We start from the raw sequence: 22,805 nt of genomic DNA, 5'->3' as shown, positions 1-22,805 counted from the left end.
CAGCCTACTTGTGAGAATCGATGGTGTCTGCTCCCACCTCTTAGTTCTACTCAATTCTTGGAAAAAACCTTTAAGCAGCTTGCTTGTGGGCTGCGGCAACAATTGTCTTCCTTCGTGGTTTATAAGGTGTCTGCTTGTGTCCGTTTAGGGCATAACCGTTTAAGCCGGCCATATGGATTTTTCGTAAATAGATTTCCCAATCGATTGCGGCGGAGTTGACTGGAAACAGCTCCTGATCTTTTTTGCCCATACGCTTGGCGAGATCCAATAATTTATTATTGTGAAAGATGTAATTGGGTTCGGTGTAAAAGGAAAAAATCGCCGAAAGTGTCATTGCCGCATCAAGATTGCGGCGCGCTTTTAGTCCGCGTTTAAAGCCTAATTTAACTAAGGTATGGCTAACAGCGTTAAGTACTAAACTTAGACAAAGGGTGACGGCTGCGAATATACGCTTATCGACTGCTATAAACGGTTTGCGCGGTTGTCGCAGAAATAGTTTGTCGTAGCTACGGTAATTTTCCTTTGCTTCGGCCATGAGGTGGTCAATAAATTTACCCAAGGTAAGCGGGTTGGCCGAGCCGCTACAGCACTGGTAGATGTGGTGGCGGCCTGGGTATTTAAACTGCTCAGCTAGCGATAATAGTATGCTGTTGGAAACAAGATCTGCGGGAATCACGTCAATGACACCACTGCGTTTTCCCGGGAAGAAGCTCACCTTTTCTTTGGCGTAGGCCAACAAAATTGCGTCGGCAACTTTTACACCTTCAATCCAACCTGGCGACGGTTCCCGCAGGGTGCTTTCGACGATTGATGGTCTAAGTAATGTTAAGGAGTATCCGCGTAAAGATTTAAGTAGAAGTTGTTCGCCTAGCCATTTGGTGAAAGTGTAAGTGTCATTCCAGCCACAGGCGTTTGCTTCGCGAATGCCTAAATCAATAAGCTGTTGTTTTAAGGCTTTACCTTCATATTGTTGCCGTATCTGAGCAATTTTTAATTCGAGTTCTTCGATTAAATTGCCGACTTCAAAATAGCCTTCTTTGTGGCGGGGGATGTCTGCCCGTGCTGGCACTGTTACCGTCTCGTGAATGTGGCCTTGATTAAACCCGTTTACATAGCAGGTGGAAACCTGAATAACGGGGATGTTACCCGCTAAATCTGATAGCGCGACGATGTTATTTAAACTATGGGTATTGATGCTTAGTGCGCGGTCTAGCTCTTCGCGAAAGTTCACGCTGGCAGCACAGTTTACGATGGCGTCTATTTTTCCGGCGAGTTCATGAAATTCGATACGGGGAATGCCAAACTGATGCTCGGTAATTTCACCGCTGATGCAATGGATTTTCTTGTGGCAAAAATCATTGAAATAGTCGGGGGCATTTAATTTTAAAAATTCAAAGACGGAAGAAGTGGCGATTTCATTGGCGAAACGACTGCCCGCGTTTGCGTGCTTCTTTGTGCCTCTAATTAGCAGGTAGACACCGCCAATATCTGGCACCGTGCGCATTATTTTTTCTAGCATTACTTTACCGACAAACCCGGTCGTGCCGGTGATGAGTATATGCTTGCCTTTGAGGAGTTGTAGAGTTTGGGAAACTTCTTTACTTGTATCCATGAACGCTGACCTCGTTAATGCGATGCGGTGATCCTAGTAATCCTAACCTGATTCCTTGACCCTAATGTGACAGCGGATGCTACAGCTTCGTTGCATAGTTTTTAATGCATCAAGTAAGCCAAGTCAGTTTCGCAAGGGAGGTGCTGCCTATTGGCTAAAACCTCGAATTATCGTCGATGAGCTGGCGGCGAAAGAAGGAGCCTGAGTTAGAGCTTGTCTTTAATTATGTAACTCGCACCAAATTCAGGCGGGGCGACATTGTTTGCATTATTTCTGTGCGGCGCTGAGAGCTTGGTGCTTGCAAATTAAATTCCTGCGTTCAGCCTTGATTCAGTTTGTCGCGCACATACTGCAGCCATACTTTAAAAGGAGTTACGCCATGAAGATGCTTCCTATACTTACTCTTGCTTCAGTTGCGGTGTTACCCACCTTGGCTGAGGCCGATCATTTACGACGCGGTAGTCATAGTTATGGCAGCGGTCCCTCGCTGTATTTGTTTGGTGGTGTAAGTAGTTCGAGCTTTAATTTTAATCGCTCAGATTATCGTTATAGCTTTGGTGATGGCTCTTTGTCAGATATTAAGTTAGATACTGAATCCAGCGGTGGCAGGCTTGGTTTTGGTTTTGATTTTAGTCGTGAACTTAGTTTGGAGTTTGGTTATGCCTCGCTAGGTTCGCTTAGTGGTAGCGCGATATCGAATGGCTCTCAGGTCTTAAACAATGGCTTTAGCGCAGGGCGGGTGGATATGGATGCCGATGTCGACGGCGTGTTTCTTGGGGTGAATGCCCATACGCCGCTAAGTGAGCCAGTGGGTTTGTTTGCTAGGTTCGGTGTTTATAGCTGGGAGATGGACGGAACACTGGAAGACAGTAGCCGCGCGGGTGGTTTTACCGTTGAGGGAACCGACCCCTATGCCGGAATTGGCCTACGTATGGCGATTGCTAACAACGCCAGTGTCACCTTGGCCTACGATCACTATCTTCTTGATGACGACGAGTCGGTAGAGCTTTCTGCGAATACGCTTTCGGTAGATTTAGTGTTTCGTTTTTAAAGCTAGCCCACTCAGGCTGTTTGAGCCCCATGCTCTTGTGAGCAATGGGGCTTTTTTACGTCTGTATTTTATCTCTGATGTTTATGGACAAGATTTAATCAGATTCAGCCCAATCTTTGCCCATAATCGCTATTCCTCGGCGCAGCCCAGCGGGACATTGTTTTTCGGTGTCGGTATAGTGTGCCCATTGCAAGTGTTATCGGAGTAAACATGGCGGAGTTAAGTTTTACATTGAATGGTCAGACGCAGGCCCTGACCATCGATTCTGGCACCCCCTTGTTGTGGGTATTGCGTGAGCAGCTCGCGATGACGGGCACAAAATTCGGGTGTGGTATGGGCTTGTGTGGCGCGTGTACTGTGCATTTGGATGGTCAGCCGATTCGTAGCTGCAGTTATCCCGCAGAGTTTGTAAATGGTAAAAACATCACCACCATAGAGGGCTTGGCGCCAACGGAAGACACACTGCACCCCGTACAGCAGGCGTGGCTTGAAATGAGTGTGCCGCAGTGCGGTTACTGTCAGTCTGGGCAAATTATGTCGGCGGTCGCGCTGCTAAAAGCTAATAGTAGCCCCAGCGATGACGATATCGATAAAGCTATGTCTGGCAATATATGTCGCTGTGGTACATATCCCCGTATTCGCAAAGCAATACACCGCGCAGCGGAATTGAGCGTGCAGTATTACCAGCCTGCCACAACTGAGGTGGGGGCCGAGTCATGAGTTTATCCCGTCGTAATTTTATTAAAAGCACCGCGCTATTAGGCGGCGGTTTGGCGATAGGTTTTAATCTTAGTGGCTGCTCCAAAGCTCCGCCGTATCCAAATATGAATGCCACTGCTTTACAGCCGAATGCCTACCTACAGGTGACGGCGTCTGGTGAAGTGATTTTGCAGCTACATAAGGTTGAGATGGGGCAGGGTGTTTTCACTGGTCTTACAACCTTGGCGGCGGAAGAGCTGAAAATGGATCCTGCGCTGATCACAGTTCAGCACGCGGAGTTTCACCCCGATTTTCGTGACCCCGAATTTTACGTGATGATCACCGGCGGAAGCTCATCCCTGCGCTTGAGCTATCAAACGCTAAGAGAGGCCGCCGCCACTGTTGCTGCAATGCTAATCGCCGCAGCGGCGCAGCAGCTGAATGTTGCGGAGTCATCCCTCAATTTGCACGACGGTAAAATTATTCATGCCCAGGGCGAGCTTGGTTTTGCCGATGTAATTGTAAGGGCACGTGGGATGTCTGCGCCGAGCGTGGTTACGCTAACGTCGCCGCAGGATTTTCAATATATTGGTAAGTACGATCAGCGCTTGGACGCCCGCGCTAAAGTAACCGGCAGCTCGCAATTTGGCTTGGATGTTCAGTATCCCAATGCTCTCAGCGCGGTCTTGTTACGCTCGCCAGACTTTGGGGGCAAGGCCAAAAGTTTTGACGCCATTGCCGCACTCGCCAAATCTGGTGTGCGTTCAGTCATCAATGTTGACGGTGCGATAGCGGTTATTGCAGACACTTACTGGCAGGCTAGACAGGCTGCATCTGCAGTTAAAGTAGAGTGGGAGAAAGGCCCGCTAGCCGGTGTAAATAGCGATGCTTTGCGTGCAGAGCGTCATAGTTTGCTGGCAACGGAATCAGGTAAAAACGTCGAAGAAATCGGTGACCCGAGCGCCGCTAGTGGTGTGCTTTTCGACGCTCTATATGATGTTCCATATCTTGCCCACGCCACGATGGAGCCAATGAATGCCTTGGCGGTAGTGAAGTCTGATTCAATCGAAGTTTGGACAGGTAATCAGGCCCCCGATATTGCGCTGTCGGCAATTGCCGATGCCACTGGCTTTAGTCGCGAGCAGATTCGCATACACAATCAAATGCTTGGTGGCGGTTTTGGACGTCGGATTTTGCCAGATTATTTGGTAGAGGCCGCCCGTGTAGCCCAGCTTAGTGGTTATCCCATTAAATTGGTGTGGAGCCGTGAGGACGATATGCGAGGCGATTTCTATCGCCCCAATTCCTCAGTAAAAATGTCTGCAACAGTAGAGGCTAATGTCGTTACCAGCTTGCAGGCCAAAGTAGCCGCGCCCAGCATTATGGGGCAGTTTGTTGGTGAGGTGAGTAACACGCTGCTGCCGCAGTGGATTCCAGACGGGCTCCACGGCAAACTCGCCGGCTTAGCAGCGAGTTCTGACCCCGCTGCTACAGAGGGTTTGATAGAAACAGATTATCAATTTCCGTATATGCGAACCGACTATATTATGCAGGAGACCAGTATTCCAATTGGCTACTGGCGCTCTGTTGGGCATTCGCAAAATGCGTTTTTCATGGAAAGTTTTATTGACGAACTTGCCGTGAAAACTGGGCAAGATGCGCTGCAATTCCGTTTAAATCATTTGCCTGTAGATTCGCGTCGCCGCAAAGTTTTGAAGGAAGTGGCAGACAAAGCTGGCTGGGGTAGTCCCGCTGCGGGGCAATTTCAAGGGTTAGCCGTTCACGAATCATTCCACACAATGGTGGCGCAGATTGTATCGGTATCGATAGAAGACAAAAAAATTAAAGTACATAAGGTTGTTTGCGTTGTTGACTGCGGTGTGGCTGTAAACCCTGATATAGTCCGTGGCCAAATGGAAGGCGGTATTGTGTTTGCTTTAACGGCGGCGCTGAAGGGCAATATAAGTGTGGTGGATGGCGCGGTACAGCAAAGTAATTTCCACAACTATGAATTGCTTCGTATGAACGAAACCCCAGAAATCGAAGTGCATATTTTAGAAAGCGCTGAGGCTCCAACAGGTGTAGGTGAGCCAGGTGTGCCGCCGCTGGCGCCGGCCTTAGCGAATGCGGTGTATGCTGCTAGCGGTCAACGCTTACGGCAATTGCCTTTAAAGCTAGTTTAGTATTTTTTCAGGTGTGGAGCGTCTGCTTTGCACCTTAAGCTGTTTCTAATGATTTAGCGCGAATGATTTGTTTTATAAGCGGTAAAATTTAAAAAGTTGATGTGTTATGAGTAGTGATTCTGAATTTGGTATTCAATATCCTTTTGCAGAGATTCCGCAAAAAGGGGAGTGGATAGAAGTTGCCAAAGGGATTTTTTGGCTGCAAATGTCGCTGCCTATGGCACTGGATCATATCAATCTTTATGTTTTGGAAGATGATGCGGGCTGGTGGATTGTTGATACCGGCATGAAGATTGGCGATACCCGCGAGCGTTGGGAGTTATTGCTGGCAAATCAAATGTCGGGCAAGCCGGTGCTAGGCGTAATTTGCACCCATATGCACCCTGACCACTGCGGGCAAGCTGGCTGGCTATGCAATAGTTTACGGGTGCCCTTATATATGAGCGCGCTTGAATTTCTATCGGCGCGAACCTTTACCACAATTCCACAAGGTGAAATGAGCTGGACGGCGGAACAGCATTTTCGCCGCGCTGGAGTGGGCGATGATTATCTGCAAAGTGATAGCGCTAAAATGCGCGGTTTTGGTTCGGTTGTAGAGCCCTTGCCGACGGCGTTTCATCGATTGGTAGATGGACAGATTCTGCAAATTGGCGGGCGCGATTGGCAGGTGATGACGGGGGCAGGGCACTCACCAGAACATGTGTCGCTGTATTGTAGTGCGGATAAGCTCATGTTGTCTGGTGATCAAATTATTCCCCGTATTACCTCTAACGTTAGCGTAATGGCCTCTGAGCCTGAGGCCAACCCACTGCAGGATTGGTTCGATGCGCTACGCCGCTTTAGACGTGATCTCGATCCCGCAACCTTGGTAATGCCTGCACATAATGCACCGTTTTACGGTGTTCACGAACGGCTAGATTATCTGATAGCACATCACGAAGGACATCTTGCTGCTATTGAGAAGGCCTGTGTTGAACCGCAGATCGCCATAGATTTATTTAGCGTGCTATTTGCCCGTAAAATTGAAATTTCGCAACTTGGCTTGGCGCTAGGCGAGGCAATCGCGCATTTGCATTATTTGTGCGCAGAAGGGCGGATGGAGCGTGTATTAGATGATGGCGGGGTTTACCGCTACCGGACAATTGATATAGAAAATTGCCCATATCACGGTGTTCACGAGCCGGATACAGGGCCAATGGAGGTGTAATCGTGCAGGGCGGTTTATTTGGTGATGAAACGGCAACAGAGAATTGTATTTTCTGCAAAATTATTTCCGGTAAGGCCCCAGGGCATATTTTGTATCGCGACGATGAAGTGATGTGCTTTTTAGACATTGCCCCTGTTTCCGTAGGGCACACCCTCGTTATTCCCATCAAACACCACGATAATATTTTCACCCTTAACAACAGCGAAGTTAGCGCCTTGGCAATCCAAACTCGGCGTTTCGCCCCCATTGTAAAACGCGTAACAGGGGCTGATGGTTTGGGCGTCCACCAGTTAAATGGTCGGGCAGCGGGACAGACCGTTTTTCATTACCACACCCACCTAATTCCGTGCTTTCACGGCAAGCCAATGCAAATTCACGGTCGTAAACCCGCAAGTCAAACCGCCTTAGCGGAAATGGCGGAGCGTCTGCGCGCAGCCTTAAAATAAGCGCTTTACCTAGAGGCTGTTGACCGATTTTGCTTATGCCGGTGACGTCTATTGTTATTGTGAGCGGGGTTTATATCGTCAAGAATAAGGGCTCGTTGATGCCATATAGCATCGCTATTTAATAATAATTTTCAGGAGCCGACGTATGGCAATGCCAACGGATATCAAGGTCATCGATCTGATGCTCAGCGTGCCAGGTGAAGACAATAGCCAGTGGTATGAGTTTATGAAGCCGCTGCTGATGGACGAAGAAAGCCGCAATATGTTCAAAATGCCGGCTCAGTATATGTTTAAAGACATACCCGACAGCGGCAAAAAAGAAGATTATATCGCCTATACCGTCGAGCAGATGGATAAGCACAATATTGAGCGTGCGATGCTAGGCGTTGACGATCATAACGAAATAGCCAAAGAGGCCTTGCGACGCCACCCAGATCGTTTTTTTGCGAGTCTAGAAGTCAATCCAAATAATGGCATGGACGAAGTTCGTAAAATGGTGCGTTTGCACCAAGAGTTCGGCATAAAGGCAATTACCGGTTTTGCCTCGGGTCTGTGTCCACAAGTACCTTATGACGATAAAAAGTGGTACCCCATTTACGCTAAGTGCGTTGAATTAGATATTCCCTTCTGCCCCTGCGTTGGCGTACCTGGCCCGCGCTTGCCAATGGCCCCGCAAAAGGTCGAGTTGCTAGATGAGGTTTGCTGGTTCTTCCCAGAATTAAAAGTGGTGATGCGTCACGGCGCCGAACCCTGGGAGAAATTGGCGTGGAAGCTAATGCTGAAATACCCAAATCTGTATTACATGACCAGCGCCTTTGCCCCAAAACATTACCCAGAAGAAATTGTTAAATTCGCCAACAGCCGTGGCGCCGACAAGGTGATGTATGCCGGTTACTTCCCTATGGGTTTATCTTTGGATCGGATCTTTAAAGATATGCCGAATGTGCCGTTTAAAGATGAGGTATGGCCAAAATTCTTGAGGGAAAATGCCCGCAAGGTATTTAAGCTCGATTAAGTTAATACGCGAGCTTTATGCTCGCGCGAAATGTGCGCAAACATAAAATAATAATGGAGACACGCAATGCCCCTAAGCTTGCAGGAAATGTCCGACCGTTTTGAAATTCAAGACATGCTGTTTCGCTATGCCGATATTATTGATCGTAAAGCGGTTGATGAACTCAATGATATTTTTACCGCCGATGCCCATATCGACTACAGTGCCTTTGGTGGTTCGGTGGGCGACAGAGAATCGACCTTGGCCTTTTTAAAGCAGGCTTTACCGGCTTTTAGCGCATCTCAGCATCTTAATGCCAATGTCCAGATTGCCGTTGACGGTGACTCCGGTACTGGCAGAGTGATGTGTTTTAATCCCATGGAAATGCCGCTCGGAGAAGAAAAGCAGGTGTTTATGCTGGGCCTTTGGTATGTGGACAGCTACCGTCGTACCACAGAGGGCTGGCGTATTAGCAGCCGCAAAGAAGAAAAGAGTTGGGTGTTTAACGTGCCTGATTTTATGAGTTTATAGATCTAGTTGGTGTGGAAGCGTTTCCACACCAAGTAGCGTGCCTTAGCTTGTCGCAGCCATGCTGGGCATTTGAGAGTTCTTTCAGCACACCAACTAGCGCGCCTTAACTTGTCGCTGTATCCGCAATAAATTTTAATATCACCTCAACTAATTCCTCACTTTGATCTTCCTGCAAAAAATGTCCGCCATCAACGATGGTGGTGTGGGCCTGCCCCTTGGTGCCAGGTATCAATTTGCGAAATAGTGGCTCTCCCGCTGCGGTGATGGGGTCTTTGTCGCTAAAGGCTGTTAGGAAGGGCTTTTCCATCGTGCTCAAAACCTGCCAAGCAGCGCGATTGGCGTCGGCGGCGGGGTCGTTTGCTGAAGTTGGTACCAGCATGGGGAATTGCCTTGCTCCGGCCTTGTAGCTTTCATCGGGAAAGGGCGCGTCATAGGCTTTTATGGTTTCCGCAGAAACCGGTTTTACGCAGGCACCGGCGATAATTTTGCCGACGGTAAATACCGGAATATGTTGCGATAGATGCTGCCACTGTAGAAAAGCGTCGCCGGGGGCGTGATCGCCCGTTGGCAACATAGTGTTGGCGGCAATAGCGCGGGTAAAGCGGTTTTGTTCTTCCGCGAGCAGGCGCAAGCCAATTAAGCCGCCCCAGTCCTGACAGAATAGCGTGATGTTTTGTAAATCCAGCTGCGCAAGTAAATCGCGCACCCAGTTAACATGGCGTTGGTAGCTATAGTCGCTGCGCTCGCTAGGCTTGTCTGAGCGACCAAAGCCGATAAGGTCCGGTGCAATTACCCGAAACCCAGCGTCAGCTAAAGGGGAAATCATTTTGCGATATAAATAACTCCATGTTGGCTCGCCGTGCATGAGTAAGATGACCGGCGCAGTTTGCGACCCCTCATCTACATAATGCATCCGTAAACTGCCGCCTTCGGTGTCATCAACCTCAATGTAATGGGGTGAAAACGGGTAGTCCGGCAAGTTTTCAAAGCAAGAATCCGGTGTGCGTAGCGGCGTCATGGTTTTCTCCAGAGTTTATTATTAGGCTGGCAGGTTTGGTGTCGCATCGACCTCGGCCTTTGCATCATTCTGCTCAGGCGGCACAAAGCTTATCACCGTATCGCCGGTTTGGAGCTTGCGGGATTTTTGGCTAAGCCATTCCAGTTTGCCATTTTCTGGGATGATAGCGAGTCGCACGGCGTCTTCAGGTAGGCGGGCAAGAAAGTCTTTTTCGCTGTAAGTGTCAGTGATCACAGTTTTTCGAATCATCCATCCGCGAATCATTCGTGTCCACAATTCGGCAAAGGAGATATTGCTAGAAAATGCAGTAATGCCGCGGCGTGTTTCAGACACCACGCGATTATTGCGTTCATAGCCACTGTCGTAGGGTTGAAACACCCGGTGTCTGCCTAGGTGTGGGGCAAAATGATTGCATACCATAGAGTTGTAATGGTTGTTGCCGGTAGCGGCGAGCACGGTGTAAATATTATCTAAGGCCATCGCCTCGTCGGCCATGTCTGACAACACCTCGCCAAACCATGTGTCTATTCCCTGTTGCCGCGCTGGCTGTAATCGTCCCCACTCGGTATCGGCTATTACAACTTCCTGGTTAATTTTTTTGAGGGCACCAGCTAATTCAATTGTCCATGGCGAGGCGCCAACAATTAAAATTCGGCCTTTGCCCGGCGAGCCGAGTTTGAGCAATTTTGTTAGTGGTCCCAATGAAAATCCGTGGGCCAAAATAGTCGCAAAAATCAGCATAAAGACGGCAGGAACTAAATACTGAGCGTCTTCAAAACCTGCGTCGATTAAGGCAGGCGCAAATGCACCAGCTGAAGCGGCAGCTACAACGCCGCGCGGTGCTATCCATGCGATTAATACCCGGTCCTGCCAGCTACAATCGGTGCGGATGGTTGCCAGGAACACCGCCAAGGGTCTAACAAAAAATACAAAGCCAAACACCATTGCGACGAGTTGCCAGTGAATGGACTGCAGGGCTGTTTTGGTTAGCGAGGCGGTGAGTACAACAAATAAGAAGGAAACTAAAATTAGGGTGACGTATTCTTTGAAACGACGCATTTCATCTAGGCTGCGCAGCCCCATATTCCCCATAACCACACCCATCAAGGTGGTGGCGAGTAAGCCTGACTCATGCTGCACTAAATCGGATAATGCATAAACAGCAAGCACACAAGCGATGATGGAGGGCGCTTTCAGGTACTCCGGAATCCAGCCCTTGCGGAAGCAATAGCCAAGGCCGTAAGCAATACCACCGCCCAACACTGCGGAGGTTGCGAGGGCTAAACCGAGGCTGGCAAATATGGATTGCAGTGCTGGGCCTTCACCAGAATAAAGTAGGTATTGATAAACTAAGACCGCGAGTAGAACGCCAATGGGGTCGTTGATAATACCTTCCCATTTTAAATAAGACGCCGTTCTGCGATTGAGTTTGGCGTGTTTGAGTAGCGGCATAATTACCGTTGGGCCCGTAACAACCAGAATTGCACCGAGCAAAGACGCCACCCCCCAGCTTAAGCCGCCAACGTAGTGGGCGACGCAAATGCCAATTCCCCAAGCGAAAAACACACCGATTGAGGTGAGGCGACGGGTTACCTGTGCTGTTTCTCTTAATTCATGGAACTGAAGGTTAAGGCCGCCCTCGAACAGAATTATCGCTACAAAAAGTGATGTGACAGCGGTAAGACCATCGCCAAAGTCGACGCTGGGCTCAATCCAACCAGTGATTGGCCCCAATAAGAGACCGCAGGCAGCGAGCAAAACAATGGCAGGCAAGCGAAAGCGCCAAGCCAGCCACTGACAAAAGATACCGGCGACTAAAATACTTACTAAGGCGTGTGTCATTTTTGATGCTCTTTATGGTTTTATGTCTCTGGTGAACGATGTCATGCCTTGGGTATTTAAGTCAAAGCTGGGAACCAGATCAATTCACAATAATGTGGCTAGGGTATGATTAGGCGCAATAAAATAGACCAGACAGGGAGATAAGTGCGAATGGCTAGGCAACAAAGCTACATAATGTGGTGTTTATGTGTAGTGCTGCTGAGTGCTTGCGTTGGTCGTGTAGAAAATAAGCGCTTTGAACTCGACGGGGAGGCAGCGCCAGTATTCAGCGGCGAGTATAAGCGAGATATTTTTTTACAAGGCGAGGTGATATACGGCGACGCCGCGAACTCACAGTTTAAGGGTAAGTTTGACAGCTTGGGCTTTCCCCAGCAGGGCGAATTAACGCAGTTGTATCAAGACATCAATAATGAGCCGCTATTCCTAAACTTGAAGGGTGATTTTAAGCTTAACGCTGAGGAAAGCCGTTTAGGCTTTAACGGCTCATTTACCATTTTCGATGGTGAAAATAGAGTATTAGCTCAGAGCGAGCAAAGCCATTGGCAGGCTCAGTATTCAGATCTACATCGTTTCCGCGCGCCATCTTTAATGGCGATGGATGGTGATAATCAATACCTTCAGTACCGGCGCAATATTAGTCCCAAGGGCAGGCCAGAGGCTTTTCCCATTGTTCATCGCGGCTTGGGAGGTCCATTTCAAGTCGCACTTAAATTCAAAGAAGGATTGCCGAGGGGCGTAGTCAAAATAAGTGCTCTAGACGCCAGCCAAGATTTTTTTGTGGTTGAGCGGCAGTACTTCAATTATCAAATTAAGCCTCAGCCAGTACATTATTTTTATTATGAACCCGCTAGCTTTTCAAAGGTGGAAGTATTGGGTGACTGCGAGCGCGCCCCCAATTTAACGGTGCCCCAAAACTTATTACAAGCGTTTGCCTATGACTGCGATAAAAATCGTTTTTATGCTCTGAGTGAAGATTACCCCGCATCTATGCTGGAAGTAGCTGCACGAGATATTGATAACGGTGGGCTGTTTCACCGTGTGCGTATCTATCGCCATGGCGTTGTTACCACTGCGGCGGTGAATGTCGACGCTATTTATGACGGTAAGTGGTTATATCACGGGCCAGTCACGGTTATGCACTACGGGAATCTAAAAAGTTATCGGCAATATGAACTCGGTAAGCCAATCGGTATTGGTATTTACGTTGATGAACAGGGCGCCAGGTATGAGGGCTTTGGTGACGCCGATGACGCCTCTGGTCTGCCCGATGACGATTTCCGCGATAAGCTCGATAGTCGCTATGAGTGGTATAAGCAGCGTCTTAATACGCGGTTTTCTGATGTGTTGAGCGGTGCGGTTTTATCTTCTAGTGAGCTTGGCAAGCTGAAGTCAGATTTATTAACCGACATAGAAGAAAATCAAGCGATAGCAAAAGATGGCCAAGTTGCAGGTTTGGCAGAGCTGTGGGCCAGCTGGCAGCGCCAGAGCATGGCGCGACTAAGTACATGGGGTAGCGGCGGCAATGAGTCGGTCGCGGTACTAAAATCAAATATGCTTGCTGATATTGAAAAGTGGTATGAGCAAAGTGGGGCGCTCTTATTAGATGAGTCTGCGCAGCGCTGCGCCCGTGGCGGCAAAAGTTTTAACGAGACTGATTGGCGCTGTGAGCGTAGGCCGGATGATGCCCTAGTTAAGATTTGCGAAGATTATTTCAGTCAGTCCCAATGTGCAGCGATGAGTCGCGACTTTGCGAAGCGAGATCGCTAGGTGACTCAACAAGTTGTCATTTTTTCAAACACGAGTAGCCATTAGGTAATACAATGGATGGAAACATCCCTTGTTTCATTTACAGCAGTACAGGCGCAATTTACATGTGGTTTAAAAATCTTCTGATCTACCGTTTTACCAAACCCTTCTCACTGACCGCCGAAGAGGTCAATGAAAGACTTGCAGAAAAATCCTTTATACCCTGCAATAGTCAGGATGTGTCCAGCTATGGTTGGACCCTGCCACTAGGTTCACAGGGCAGTGAATATGTACATGTTAGCAACGGCTGCATCATGCTGTGTGCGCAAAAGCAGGAGAAAATTTTACCCGCGTCGGTCGTGAATGAAGTGCTTGCCGATAAGTTAGAAGAAATAAAACTTGCAGAAGACCGCATACCTGGGCGCAAAGAGCGAACAGAACTAAAAGACGAAATTACCTTCTCACTGATTCCCCGCGCGTTTACTCGCTCCAATCGCCTGTTTGCCTATATTGCTCCAGAGCAGGGGTTGTTGATTGTTAACGCGGCTTCTCATAACAAGGCGGAAGAGCTGCTTAACTTTCTGCGTGAGTCGCTGGGTAGTCTGCCGGTTATCCCCTTAAAAGCTAAAAATGTGGCGCAGCACCAAATGACAGAGTGGTTGGTGCAAGGAGCTGCACCCGCAGGATTTGAGCTGGGTGGTGAGTGTGAGCTGAGAGACAAGGCTGATGAGAGTTCGGTGATTCGCTGCAAAAACCAAAACCTTTGCACCGCAGAAATAAGCAGCCATATTCAGGCGGGTATGTTTGTCAATAAAATCGCGCTGCGTTGGAGCGGCGATATTGAATTTGTTATTGATGACCAGCTAGCTATTAAACGTCTTAATTTTGGTGATCTAATTCAAGACAAGGTTGGCGATGTACACACAGAAAGTGCTGCCGATCAGTTCGACGTTGATTTCGCGATAATGAGCGCAGAGTTCGCGGCGTTTATTCCCGCCGTGCTCGAGGCCTTCGGCGGCGAAGATCTCAGTGAGCAGGGTGAAGTGATATCCAGCGCCGCTTAAGTGTATAACAAGCTGCGGCCATGTCCGCAGCTTGTTGTTATACAAATTGTTTTCATCGTTTTAACCCAGCACCAAGTAAATCCAATCTGAATCCCGCTTGGTTTGTGCTGTGCTGGTGGGCACACATATTGTTCCTGTCGCTATTGGTTTAAATATCCTTGTTTAATTTTGACTCGCGCTTAACGTCCGACGAACGGAATGAGTTTTATAGTCAAAGATTTAGTTGTGCTAGCTAACAATAATAATGCTTCATTATATCGCGTCTTTCGATGTTCTATCTAAGATGTTGATATTTATATAAAAAATATTAATAACTACTGTCTTTTTGATCAATATAAGCCTTGCTGCTACGGGTATTTACGTATATTTCTGTTTTTCCTAAGCTCGCAGAATAGGTCAACCAAAATATTGATTTTTTATCAATACTTTCGGTGTTGGTTATGTTCCTTGGCTACATTACCTGAGCCCCGTGTGACATAAATAATGATAAAACTAGAGTAAACATATTGCTGGATACACTGATCGGAACCGTCTTGTCCTATTTCAGTGTTTCATCGGTGCTATGTATAGAGGTTATTAAATGAGAAAGATTCTTGGCGTTGAAGTTGCCGTTATGTTGTTTCCAGCGGTATTGCAAGCTGGTCAAATCGAAGAGGTAGTGGTTACGGCGCAAAAACGTGCTCAATCTATCAATGATGTAGGTTTGTCCGTTTCAGCGGCGACCGGCGAACAGATTGCCGATGCAGGAATCAGTGACACTGGTGATTTGGTCAAAGTGTCTCCCGGTTTGGTTTTCACGGCTAGTCAAAATGGTACACCCTTATTTTCTCTCCGTGGAGTTGGATTTAACGACTACACACTAGGTGCGAGTCCGGCTGTAAGTGTGTACGTAGACGAAGTGCCGCTAGCTTACGGCGCATTTACTAAAGGTGCGACCCTAGACTTAGAACGAGTTGAAGTCTTGAAAGGGCCGCAGGGATTATTGTTTGGTCAGAACTCTACTGGTGGCGCAATTAACTATATTGCGGCTAAACCGACGACGGAATTGGAGGCCGGTGGTCGCTTGAGCTATGGCCGCTTTAATAAATTGGAAACAGAGGCTTATGTTAGTGGCCCGCTTAGCGATACCGTTGCCGGTCGAATCGCATTGGCGACTACTCAGGCAGATGAGTGGCAAAAAAGTGTAGCATCTAATCGAGAATTAGGTGTAGAAGACCTATTTAAAGGTCGCGCACAATTACAGTTTGATCTTAGTGACCGGACTACTGTGTTGGCTGGTGTCAATGGCTGGGCTGATAAGTCCGACACTCAAGCCGCGCAACTCCAAGATGTTCAACTACAGTATTCTTCACCCAGCGAGCCATTGATTTCTGATGTTGCAGCAACGCAAAGCCGCATAGATGCGTTTTATGTTCAGCCAAACGCGGCGAATAACGCGCGCAGTGCCGAATGGGATGAGGGGCGTGATTTGTCTCGTAATGATGATTTCACGCAATTCACGCTACGCCTAGATCATGAGCTTAACGACGCGCTGACGTTCACTTCTATTACGGCCTACTCTGAGTACCGAGAAGATTACTCAATGGATAGAGATGGCACACTCTTACAGAATATGGGCATAGATTCAGAAGGCAGTGTTGACAGTTTCACCCAAGAACTGCGCTTGTCTGGTAACACCGACAACAGCCAGTGGTTAGTCGGTTTGAACTACGCGACTAATGATGTTGTCAGCGATGAAACGGTGTTAGTTGGTGATTCCACCAACGTAGCGCTAAACCCCGGTGGTCCATTTATCCAGCAATCTACCACCAGTATTACTCAAGACATCGAGGATGTTGGTATATTCGCTAATTTAGAATATGACCTAAGCGAGCAGCTTACCGTGCTTGCGGGTGTTCGTTTTACTCAAAGCAAAAATGATTTTACCTCTTGTAGTCATAATGCCGATCCTGGTTTAAATGCCACCTTTGCCTTCTTTTCTGATGCATTAAAAGGGCAGGCACCGGGAACAACCGTAATCGTGCCGGACGAATGTGTAAGCTTAGATGCTGTGACTGCCGACGTTAGTCGCACTCCTTATCAAGACACTTTAGACGAAGATAATGTGTCTTGGCGGTTTGGATTAAATTACCGTGTTGACGAGGATCTACTGCTATACACACTCGCATCTAAAGGGTACAAAACAGGCAGTTATCCGATTTTACCTGCATCTACCACATCACAATTTGAGCCAGTCACTCAAGAATCAGTTCAAGCTTTGGAAGCTGGTTTCAAATGGACTCTGGCTGATCGTAAAGCCCAGTTAAACTCCGCGATCTTCTATTATCAATACGATGATAAGCAGGTGCGTGGCAGTGTTAAAGATCCTGTGTATAACCAGCTGGATCGTTTAGTGAACGTTCCGGAATCAACTATCCAAGGTTTTGAAGTAGAGCTTACGTATACGCCTATTGACGGTCTTATGCTGCGGGCTTCTGGCACGTATGTAGATACTGAAGTTAACGAATGGTACACCTTTGTTAACCCTACTACTGGACAAGATGAAGATGGTTTAAATGGTGTGCGAGAGCAGGGGGACTTTGCTGGGTCTGAGCTGCCGTTTACGCCTGATTTTCATTTTGTCGCAGACGCGGATTACCGCTTGCCAATTAGCAGCACCTTGGGCGCATTTGTAGGGGCTAATCTGATGTATAACAGCGAAGCAAACTCTACCTTTGGTGCCCCAGATAAAACCCGCGTCAATAGCTTTACAACCCTGGATTTGCGCGCCGGTATCGAGTCTTTAGATGGAGTTTGGAGCGCAACGGTATGGGGGCGCAATGTGACAGACGAGTACTACTGGAGCAATCAGTTTGTAACTCAAGACGTTGTTGTTCGCTATGCGGCAAAGCCCGTTACCTATGGAATTAGTTTTGCCTACAACTTTATGTAGGAAAGGGCAGTTCTAATTAAAATCACCCAGTTGCCTGTCCTCGTGACGGGCTTTTTTGTGTTTATATCGGCGATATTTTGCTGCGCTCGTGAATGTTGAGTTGAATGGCATGTAGCCTATGCATTCTAAAATACTATTTGTGAACGACCTGACCGCGATACATTTGCTTTGTTTGTTGGCGCTCGGCCGAAACCTGCGAATGTGCCGGTAGTTCTTTGTCTCGGTAAACCTTCGTTCCTCTATAGGTAATCTCGGTAATTTGGCGTGCGTTATCACTATTCGCAGCCACCTTGCTGGGTTCTAGCTGAAAGGGGATGCCAGCCAAAGACATGATTTCAACAACCGTTTTGCGGGTAAAGGGGTCGCGGCTACGTTTACCTAGGTCAGCTAAACCGGTTAGTAACTCTGGATCAGCTAGGCGTATCCGAGTGCCAAATTCAGCGTAAATGCGATTACGCAATTGCTGCAACAGCGTGACCATTTCAGGGGAGTACACCATTGAATTCCTTTGCAGATGATTAAAGGTCGAGATAGCGCTTAATATTTAGACAGAAACAAAACTAAGCACTGTGTAGTAGAGCAATAAGCGTTCCAGCTCTTAAATCTGATGATGTCGACTTTTTGTGCTAAATAAGCACAACCGCGCGCACTAATTGCGCGCATATTAAGGTTGCCGCACCAAGAAGCGGCGCGACGGCGAAAATCAAATTATTTGGCAATTGCCATTGCTACTGATATTGGTTAGAGTAGCCGCCCTTAAAAAGCGGGCTACGGCGCGCTTGAGTTAAGTTTTGGTGAGGTGTCCGAGTGGCTGAAGGAGCACGCCTGGAAAGTGTGTAACGGGTCAAACTGTTCGAGGGTTCGAATCCCTCCCTCACCGCCATTACATAAAAAACCCAGCCTTTGCGCTGGGTTTTTTATGTAATGGCAAAAATGCGGTTAAAGCGGAATGTCTCGCCTAGTCTAGCCTCCTGTAAACTAATAATTTCCGCAGTTTCCTCCTCGTTTTGAGTCGTTCTTAGGGTCTGCCCTAAACCAGCTTATTTGCAGCGGCGCTGTTAAGTTGGGGCCCGACTGCTTATCATTAGTCTTTTGGCAAAGAACACAGTGAATTATGACGATTAAGTGCACAATCGTGCCGGTGACGGCTTACCAGCAAAATTGCTCTGTAATGGTGTGTGAAAAGACCGGAAAGGCTGCCATTTTTGATCCGGGCGGCGATATCGAGAATATTGAAGCCGCTATTGCTCAACTGGGCGGTAGTTTAGAGGTGATTTATTTAACCCACGGGCATATGGACCACTGCGCTGCAGCGGATGTTATGCGTAAAAAATACGGGGTTAAAATCATCGGCCCGCAGAAAGAAGATGCCTTCTGGATAGATAAACTACCCGAGTGGTGCAAGATGACGGGGTTTCCCCATGCCGATGCATTTACACCGGATCAGTGGTTAGAAGATGAAGACACGGTGAGTTTTGGTGAACAAACTTTGGCAGTAAAATTCTGCCCTGGCCACACACCGGGTCACGTGGCGTTCTTCCATGAAGCAGCCCGTTTGGCGATCGTGGGAGATGTCTTGTTTCAGGGCTCTATTGGCCGTACCGATTTTCCCAAGGGCGATTTCGACACGCTAGTGAATTCGATTCAAACCAAGCTGTGGCCACTGGGTGATGACGTAACCTTTATCCCAGGGCATGGCCCGACCTCGACGTTTGGCCATGAACGTGAAACCAACCCCTTTGTTGCCGATACTCGGTTCGGGTGAGTTGTTGTTATGAGTAATGAATTAACGCATTTTGATACCAAGGGTAATGCCCAGATGGTGGATGTGACCGAAAAAGCGGTGACTCAGCGCGAGGCACAGGCAAGTGGCACAGTCACCATGCAGCCAGAGACCTTGGCATTGATCGCTGAAGGTGGCCATAAAAAAGGCGATGTGCTCGCCGTCGCAAGAATCGCTGGTATTCAGGCCGCTAAAAAGTGTTCCGATTTGATTCCCCTGTGTCACCCTCTCATGTTGTCCTCTGTTAAGGTCGAGTTTGCCCTTGATCACGACGCTAATGCGGTGCGGATACTGGCGCGCTGCAAATTGGCTGGTCAGACGGGTGTTGAAATGGAGGCGCTTACCGCCGTCTCTGTTGCTGCATTAACGATATACGATATGTGTAAGGCCGTAGATAAAGGCATGGTGGTGTCTGATATTAAGCTCTTAGCTAAGTCAGGCGGTCGCTCGGGCGATTGGTTTGCAGAAGAGTCGAAGGAATGATCACCATATTGTTTTTTGCAAAATACCGCGAGCAACTCGGCTTAGGGAAAATGAATTTCACCCTTGATACCGCGCTAAGTGTAGGCGACTTAAAAAAGCGTCTGGTTAGTGATGGCGGGGAAAAATGGGCCGAGGTTTTATTAGCAGATAATACCCTGTGCGCGGTTAATCAAACCATTGCAAATGACAGTGTTGAGATTAACGACGGGGATGAGGTCGCTTTTTATCCCCCGGTTACCGGAGGCTAGTATGCATAGCCGAGTTATTGTCCAAACCGACGATTTTGATGTTGCCGAGGAATGCCGTGCTTTGGCAAACAGTGGCCGCTGCGGGGCTGTGACTCAATTTGTAGGCGTGATGCGAGATCGCAATGAGGGTGATGATATAGCTGCAATGGAGTTAGAGCATTACCCAGGGATGACCGAGCGCAGTATTGAAGCCATTATCGAACGGGCCGGCGAGCGTTGGCCGATATTAGCGGCGACGGTGATTCATCGGGTGGGTAGTTTGTTACCAGGGGCTCAAATTGTGTTTGTGGGCGTTGCCGCCATGCATAGGCAGGCAGCGTTTTCGGCCTGCGAATTTATAATGGATTACCTTAAATCCGAGGCGCCATTTTGGAAGAAGGAGTGTAAGGCTGACGGCACTGAACGCTGGGTAGATGCGCGTGATTCAGATGCCCAGGCACTTAATAAATGGTGACTTGAGTCTTAATAGTCCAATCGGAGTAGCATGTTACGCTCAATTTGTGTGTGCGCTAGGTGTATAATCCCTTCCATTCTAAGTAAGACAGCGGCAGCATTTATGCCTTGCCATAATAAAAGTACAAATAGGAAATTCTATGAGCCTTGATCCCCGCCAGTTCCGCAATGCCCTAGGTCAATTTACCACCGGCGTCTGTGTTATTACCGCAAACCCAGCTGGCTACAAGCCTTTCGGTATGACGGTAAACTCATTTGCCTCGGTGTCGCTTGACCCAGCACTTGTGCTATGGAGCTTGCGCAATGACTCTGAGTGTCTTGATGCGTTTAATAAATCCAAGACGTTCACAGTGAATGTGTTAGCGAGTGATCAATTAGATTTATCTAATTTGTACTCTAAAAAGAGTGATCACGATCTTCGTGACGAGCATTTTCGAATTGGCAAAAGTGGTGCGCCGGTATTACGTGGTGCCTTAACCAGTTTTGAATGTGAAACTTGGGCGCATTATGATGGGGGCGATCATATTATTGTGGTCGGCAAAGTCATTGAAATGGATAACAAACCCGGCGCCAAACCGCTGGTATTTCAGGCCGGCCAATATCGAGAGTTGCGCTAAGTAAATTGGAGTAGGGAGGGCGATGAAATACTGTAGTAATTGCGGTGCGGAAGTTGTTAAGCAGATCCCCGCCGATGATGATCGCCTTCGTTTTGTGTGCCCACAATGCGAAATCATCCATTACCAAAACCCTAAAGTTGTGGTCGGTTGTCTGCCTGTGGCTGGCCAGCAGGTGCTGCTGTGTCGACGGGCGATTGAGCCGCGCTTAGGTTACTGGACTATTCCTGCTGGTTTTATGGAAAACGGTGAAACCATGTTAGAAGGCGCGCTTCGTGAAACCCGTGAAGAGGCGGCCGCCAAAGTCTGTGATGAAACCCTGTACCGTTTATTTGATATTCCCCATATCAATCAGGTTTACGTATTTTACCGAGGCAATCTGGACGGTGATTATGGCATTGGGCCAGAGAGCCTAGAGTCTAGGCTCTTCTCAGAAGAAGACATTCCCTGGTCTGAGCTTGCGTTTCCTATTGTCACAGATGTGCTAACCGAATATTTTGAAGACCGTAAAACCGGCGAATTCCCGATTCGGGTCAGTACCCCCAGTAAATTGTGGGCGAAGCATGTAGGTTGGAAGTCGACGCCGGAAGGCAAAATTTAGTAAAAAGTCTAATAAGCTACTGCAATCCCTCATTTTTTATTATGCGCTTTTCACAAAGCGCGCTATGGTTATATTAGGCTGAAGACCGTTTTGAGCACCTCCATTATTCTTTAGCCTGTGATCAGTAAAATAAGGAGATTAAATGGAATACGTTTATCACACCGTTGATGTTTTTACGCAGTCCGCTTACAGCGGCGCTCAAATTTCGGTTTTTCCTCAAGCTGACGGCCTAGATGACTCGCAAATGCAGCTCATCGCCAAGGAAATGAATCATCCAGAAACCGTATTTGTCTTTCCCGGCAGCAGCGACGTAGCCGCCGAGTTACGGGTATTTTCACCTGCGGGTGAGCGTGCGGTCGGTAGTCATAGCGTGGTGGCGGCAGCGCGCACCCTCGTTCACAGCAAAGCTTTGCCGGTCAGTGACCGGGATTGCGAAGTGCATTTTTCACAGGGCAAGAAAATAATTGACGCCGTGCTGTCCTACGTAGATGGCCGTTTACTTACCCAGCTGTCGATGTCGGTTAGCCCGCAAATCGATCGCTACGTTCCCGACAATAAAGAATTGCAACAGGTGCTTGGCTTGGGGCCAGATGACATCGAAACCCTTAAAGCGAAAACGCTCTTTGTAAGTTGCGATACGCCGTATTTGATTGTGCCGCTGCGTTCGATGGACGCGGTATACCGAGCGCGCTTTAGTCTTGAGGCGTGGTCACGTAGCAGCGCGTCGTCTGTTGCAGTAAATGAAATTTTGGTTTACTGCAGCGAAACTGAATCCTTGCAGACAGATTTTCATCTGCGTATTTTGGGTGAGCATATCGCTCACGACGACAGTCCCCCAGTAGGGGCGGCAATTCCCGCTTTTGTAGCAAGTCTGTGCGATACCCGTGGACTGGCAGACGGAACCCACACTTTCTGGCTAGAGCGCGGTCACAAAGCTAAGCGGCAAAGTATTTTGCAGGTTGAGTTTGTGAAAAAATCTACCGCTGCCTTAAAGGTGAGAATTGGTGGCGATGCAGTACTTGTTGCTCAAGGCTCAATTCTTGCGCCAGCTTCACGGTCGCCAAAAGCGGCGTAGCTTTTGTTTTAAATACGCTTAGGCGTTCAGTCGTAATTGGCTGAATGCCTTTGCTAGTCCCTCATTTTGATGTCTGCTTTCTGTATACTAGTGCCCATACTCAGCCAAGATGTTGCTTCTTGACGGTTCTTCATTATTTATAAAAAGGCGTATTACATTCGCATGGATACACAGCTTTTGATATTGGTTGCTGGCGTCGCTTTTGGGGGCCTGTGTCTGGGCG

At 48.2% G+C, this 22,805-nt stretch carries 21 protein-coding genes and 1 tRNA gene; 18 read left to right on the top strand and 4 right to left on the bottom strand.

Translation table 11 applies throughout. The features are described from left to right. Window positions 1-70: 70 nt before the first annotated feature. The gene (locus C0068_RS05445) at window positions 71-1,612 is read right to left on the bottom strand and encodes a fatty acyl-CoA reductase (protein WP_103683476.1); all 1,542 of its coding nucleotides are present in this window, start codon (window positions 1,610-1,612) and stop codon (window positions 71-73) included. Between the two features lie 379 nt (window positions 1,613-1,991). On the opposite strand from C0068_RS05445, the gene C0068_RS05440 reads away from it, so the two are divergent. From C0068_RS05440 to C0068_RS05410, 7 genes are all read left to right on the top strand, one after another. After that, the gene (locus tag C0068_RS05440) at window positions 1,992-2,663 is read left to right on the top strand and encodes an outer membrane beta-barrel protein (protein ID WP_103683475.1); all 672 of its coding nucleotides are present in this window, start codon (window positions 1,992-1,994) and stop codon (window positions 2,661-2,663) included. A 210-nt stretch (window positions 2,664-2,873) separates the two neighbouring features. Then, on the top strand, window positions 2,874-3,383 hold the full coding sequence (locus C0068_RS05435; RefSeq protein WP_103683474.1) for a (2Fe-2S)-binding protein: 510 nt from the start codon (window positions 2,874-2,876) through the stop codon (window positions 3,381-3,383). Further along, complete coding sequence (locus C0068_RS05430; RefSeq protein WP_103683473.1) at window positions 3,380-5,545, top strand: xanthine dehydrogenase family protein molybdopterin-binding subunit; 2,166 nt, start codon at window positions 3,380-3,382, stop codon at window positions 5,543-5,545. The genes C0068_RS05435 and C0068_RS05430 overlap by 4 nt, the downstream gene beginning before the upstream one ends. Window positions 5,546-5,651: 106 nt before the next feature. Continuing rightward, window positions 5,652-6,752 carry an MBL fold metallo-hydrolase gene (locus tag C0068_RS05425; RefSeq protein WP_103683472.1) on the top strand — a complete coding sequence of 367 codons (1,101 nt, stop codon included), beginning with the start codon at window positions 5,652-5,654 and terminating at the stop codon, window positions 6,750-6,752. 2 nt (window positions 6,753-6,754) lie between these two features. Then, on the top strand, window positions 6,755-7,198 hold the full coding sequence (locus C0068_RS05420) for an HIT family protein (protein ID WP_103683471.1): 444 nt from the start codon (window positions 6,755-6,757) through the stop codon (window positions 7,196-7,198). Between the two features lie 145 nt (window positions 7,199-7,343). Then, window positions 7,344-8,213 (top strand): amidohydrolase family protein, encoded by an 870-nt coding sequence (locus tag C0068_RS05415; RefSeq protein ID WP_103683470.1) that lies wholly within the window; start codon window positions 7,344-7,346, stop codon window positions 8,211-8,213. 66 nt (window positions 8,214-8,279) lie between these two features. Further along, window positions 8,280-8,723: a nuclear transport factor 2 family protein gene (locus C0068_RS05410; RefSeq protein ID WP_103683469.1), complete on the top strand. Its 444-nt coding sequence runs from the start codon at window positions 8,280-8,282 to the stop codon at window positions 8,721-8,723. Between the two features lie 103 nt (window positions 8,724-8,826). On the opposite strand, the gene C0068_RS05405 is transcribed toward C0068_RS05410, so the two are convergent. Beyond that, window positions 8,827-9,741 (bottom strand): haloalkane dehalogenase, encoded by a 915-nt coding sequence (locus C0068_RS05405; RefSeq protein ID WP_103683468.1) that lies wholly within the window; start codon window positions 9,739-9,741, stop codon window positions 8,827-8,829. Between the two features lie 21 nt (window positions 9,742-9,762). Then, entirely contained in the window at window positions 9,763-11,583 is a 1,821-nt protein-coding gene (locus C0068_RS05400) for a cation:proton antiporter (RefSeq protein ID WP_103683467.1), read from the bottom strand. Between the two features lie 150 nt (window positions 11,584-11,733). On the opposite strand from C0068_RS05400, the gene C0068_RS05395 reads away from it, so the two are divergent. From C0068_RS05395 to C0068_RS05385, 3 genes are all read left to right on the top strand, one after another. Continuing rightward, window positions 11,734-13,350: a hypothetical protein gene (locus C0068_RS05395; protein WP_146047842.1), complete on the top strand. Its 1,617-nt coding sequence runs from the start codon at window positions 11,734-11,736 to the stop codon at window positions 13,348-13,350. Between the two features lie 104 nt (window positions 13,351-13,454). Further along, on the top strand, window positions 13,455-14,393 hold the full coding sequence (gene rdgC / locus C0068_RS05390; protein ID WP_103683465.1) for a recombination-associated protein RdgC: 939 nt from the start codon (window positions 13,455-13,457) through the stop codon (window positions 14,391-14,393). A 580-nt stretch (window positions 14,394-14,973) separates the two neighbouring features. Further along, complete coding sequence (locus tag C0068_RS05385) at window positions 14,974-17,325, top strand: TonB-dependent receptor (protein ID WP_103683464.1); 2,352 nt, start codon at window positions 14,974-14,976, stop codon at window positions 17,323-17,325. A gap of 133 nt (window positions 17,326-17,458) precedes the next feature. Here C0068_RS05385 and C0068_RS05380 read toward each other — a convergent pair whose 3' ends face one another. Next, window positions 17,459-17,824 (bottom strand): hypothetical protein, encoded by a 366-nt coding sequence (locus C0068_RS05380; protein WP_103683463.1) that lies wholly within the window; start codon window positions 17,822-17,824, stop codon window positions 17,459-17,461. A 294-nt stretch (window positions 17,825-18,118) separates the two neighbouring features. On the opposite strand from C0068_RS05380, the gene C0068_RS05375 reads away from it, so the two are divergent. From C0068_RS05375 to C0068_RS05340, 8 genes are all read left to right on the top strand, one after another. Then, window positions 18,119-18,208 (top strand) — tRNA-Ser (locus C0068_RS05375). 231 nt (window positions 18,209-18,439) lie between these two features. After that, complete coding sequence (locus tag C0068_RS05370; RefSeq protein WP_269844883.1) at window positions 18,440-19,090, top strand: MBL fold metallo-hydrolase; 651 nt, start codon at window positions 18,440-18,442, stop codon at window positions 19,088-19,090. A 9-nt stretch (window positions 19,091-19,099) separates the two neighbouring features. Then, on the top strand, window positions 19,100-19,591 hold the full coding sequence (gene moaC / locus C0068_RS05365) for a cyclic pyranopterin monophosphate synthase MoaC (RefSeq protein WP_103683462.1): 492 nt from the start codon (window positions 19,100-19,102) through the stop codon (window positions 19,589-19,591). After that, window positions 19,588-19,839 carry a MoaD/ThiS family protein gene (locus tag C0068_RS05360; protein ID WP_103683461.1) on the top strand — a complete coding sequence of 84 codons (252 nt, stop codon included), beginning with the start codon at window positions 19,588-19,590 and terminating at the stop codon, window positions 19,837-19,839. The genes moaC and C0068_RS05360 overlap by 4 nt, the downstream gene beginning before the upstream one ends. A gap of 1 nt (window position 19,840) precedes the next feature. Further along, on the top strand, window positions 19,841-20,293 hold the full coding sequence (gene moaE / locus C0068_RS05355) for a molybdopterin synthase catalytic subunit MoaE (protein ID WP_103683460.1): 453 nt from the start codon (window positions 19,841-19,843) through the stop codon (window positions 20,291-20,293). A 139-nt stretch (window positions 20,294-20,432) separates the two neighbouring features. Further along, window positions 20,433-20,909, top strand: a complete 477-nt coding sequence (locus C0068_RS05350) for a flavin reductase family protein (RefSeq protein WP_103683459.1) — start codon at window positions 20,433-20,435, stop codon at window positions 20,907-20,909. A gap of 22 nt (window positions 20,910-20,931) precedes the next feature. Next, window positions 20,932-21,507 (top strand): NUDIX hydrolase, encoded by a 576-nt coding sequence (locus C0068_RS05345; RefSeq protein WP_103683458.1) that lies wholly within the window; start codon window positions 20,932-20,934, stop codon window positions 21,505-21,507. 142 nt (window positions 21,508-21,649) lie between these two features. Next, a complete protein-coding gene (locus C0068_RS05340; protein WP_103683457.1) occupies window positions 21,650-22,582 on the top strand; it encodes a PhzF family phenazine biosynthesis protein in 933 nt (310 codons plus the stop codon). Window positions 22,583-22,805: the final 223 nt, after the last annotated feature.

The sequence above is a fragment of the Zhongshania marina genome (assembly GCF_002915595.1).
Lineage (GTDB): Bacteria > Pseudomonadota > Gammaproteobacteria > Pseudomonadales > Spongiibacteraceae > Spongiibacter > Spongiibacter marinus_B.
The sequence above is the reverse complement of the archived record's forward strand: the minus strand, read 5'-3'. Positions and strand labels throughout refer to the sequence as shown.

Excerpts from the sequence above, each read along its gene's own strand:
- C0068_RS05405 (WP_103683468.1), bottom strand. The coding sequence starts at position 9,741 with ATGACGCCGCTACGCACACCGGATTCTTGCTTTGAAAACTTGCCGGAC.
- moaC (WP_103683462.1), top strand. The coding sequence starts at position 19,100 with ATGAGTAATGAATTAACGCATTTTGATACCAAGGGTAATGCCCAGATG.
- C0068_RS05445 (WP_103683476.1), bottom strand. The coding sequence starts at position 1,612 with ATGGATACAAGTAAAGAAGTTTCCCAAACTCTACAACTCCTCAAAGGC.
- C0068_RS05425 (WP_103683472.1), top strand. The coding sequence starts at position 5,652 with ATGAGTAGTGATTCTGAATTTGGTATTCAATATCCTTTTGCAGAGATT.
- C0068_RS05400 (WP_103683467.1), bottom strand. The coding sequence starts at position 11,583 with ATGACACACGCCTTAGTAAGTATTTTAGTCGCCGGTATCTTTTGTCAG.
- C0068_RS05370 (WP_269844883.1), top strand. The coding sequence starts at position 18,440 with ATGACGATTAAGTGCACAATCGTGCCGGTGACGGCTTACCAGCAAAAT.
- C0068_RS05415 (WP_103683470.1), top strand. The coding sequence starts at position 7,344 with ATGGCAATGCCAACGGATATCAAGGTCATCGATCTGATGCTCAGCGTG.
- moaE (WP_103683460.1), top strand. The coding sequence starts at position 19,841 with ATGCATAGCCGAGTTATTGTCCAAACCGACGATTTTGATGTTGCCGAG.
- C0068_RS05360 (WP_103683461.1), top strand. The coding sequence starts at position 19,588 with ATGATCACCATATTGTTTTTTGCAAAATACCGCGAGCAACTCGGCTTA.
- C0068_RS05410 (WP_103683469.1), top strand. The coding sequence starts at position 8,280 with ATGCCCCTAAGCTTGCAGGAAATGTCCGACCGTTTTGAAATTCAAGAC.
- C0068_RS05385 (WP_103683464.1), top strand. The coding sequence starts at position 14,974 with ATGAGAAAGATTCTTGGCGTTGAAGTTGCCGTTATGTTGTTTCCAGCG.
- C0068_RS05350 (WP_103683459.1), top strand. The coding sequence starts at position 20,433 with ATGAGCCTTGATCCCCGCCAGTTCCGCAATGCCCTAGGTCAATTTACC.
- C0068_RS05340 (WP_103683457.1), top strand. The coding sequence starts at position 21,650 with ATGGAATACGTTTATCACACCGTTGATGTTTTTACGCAGTCCGCTTAC.
- C0068_RS05395 (WP_146047842.1), top strand. The coding sequence starts at position 11,734 with ATGGCTAGGCAACAAAGCTACATAATGTGGTGTTTATGTGTAGTGCTG.
- C0068_RS05430 (WP_103683473.1), top strand. The coding sequence starts at position 3,380 with ATGAGTTTATCCCGTCGTAATTTTATTAAAAGCACCGCGCTATTAGGC.
- rdgC (WP_103683465.1), top strand. The coding sequence starts at position 13,455 with ATGTGGTTTAAAAATCTTCTGATCTACCGTTTTACCAAACCCTTCTCA.
- C0068_RS05380 (WP_103683463.1), bottom strand. The coding sequence starts at position 17,824 with ATGGTGTACTCCCCTGAAATGGTCACGCTGTTGCAGCAATTGCGTAAT.
- C0068_RS05440 (WP_103683475.1), top strand. The coding sequence starts at position 1,992 with ATGAAGATGCTTCCTATACTTACTCTTGCTTCAGTTGCGGTGTTACCC.
- C0068_RS05345 (WP_103683458.1), top strand. The coding sequence starts at position 20,932 with ATGAAATACTGTAGTAATTGCGGTGCGGAAGTTGTTAAGCAGATCCCC.
- C0068_RS05435 (WP_103683474.1), top strand. The coding sequence starts at position 2,874 with ATGGCGGAGTTAAGTTTTACATTGAATGGTCAGACGCAGGCCCTGACC.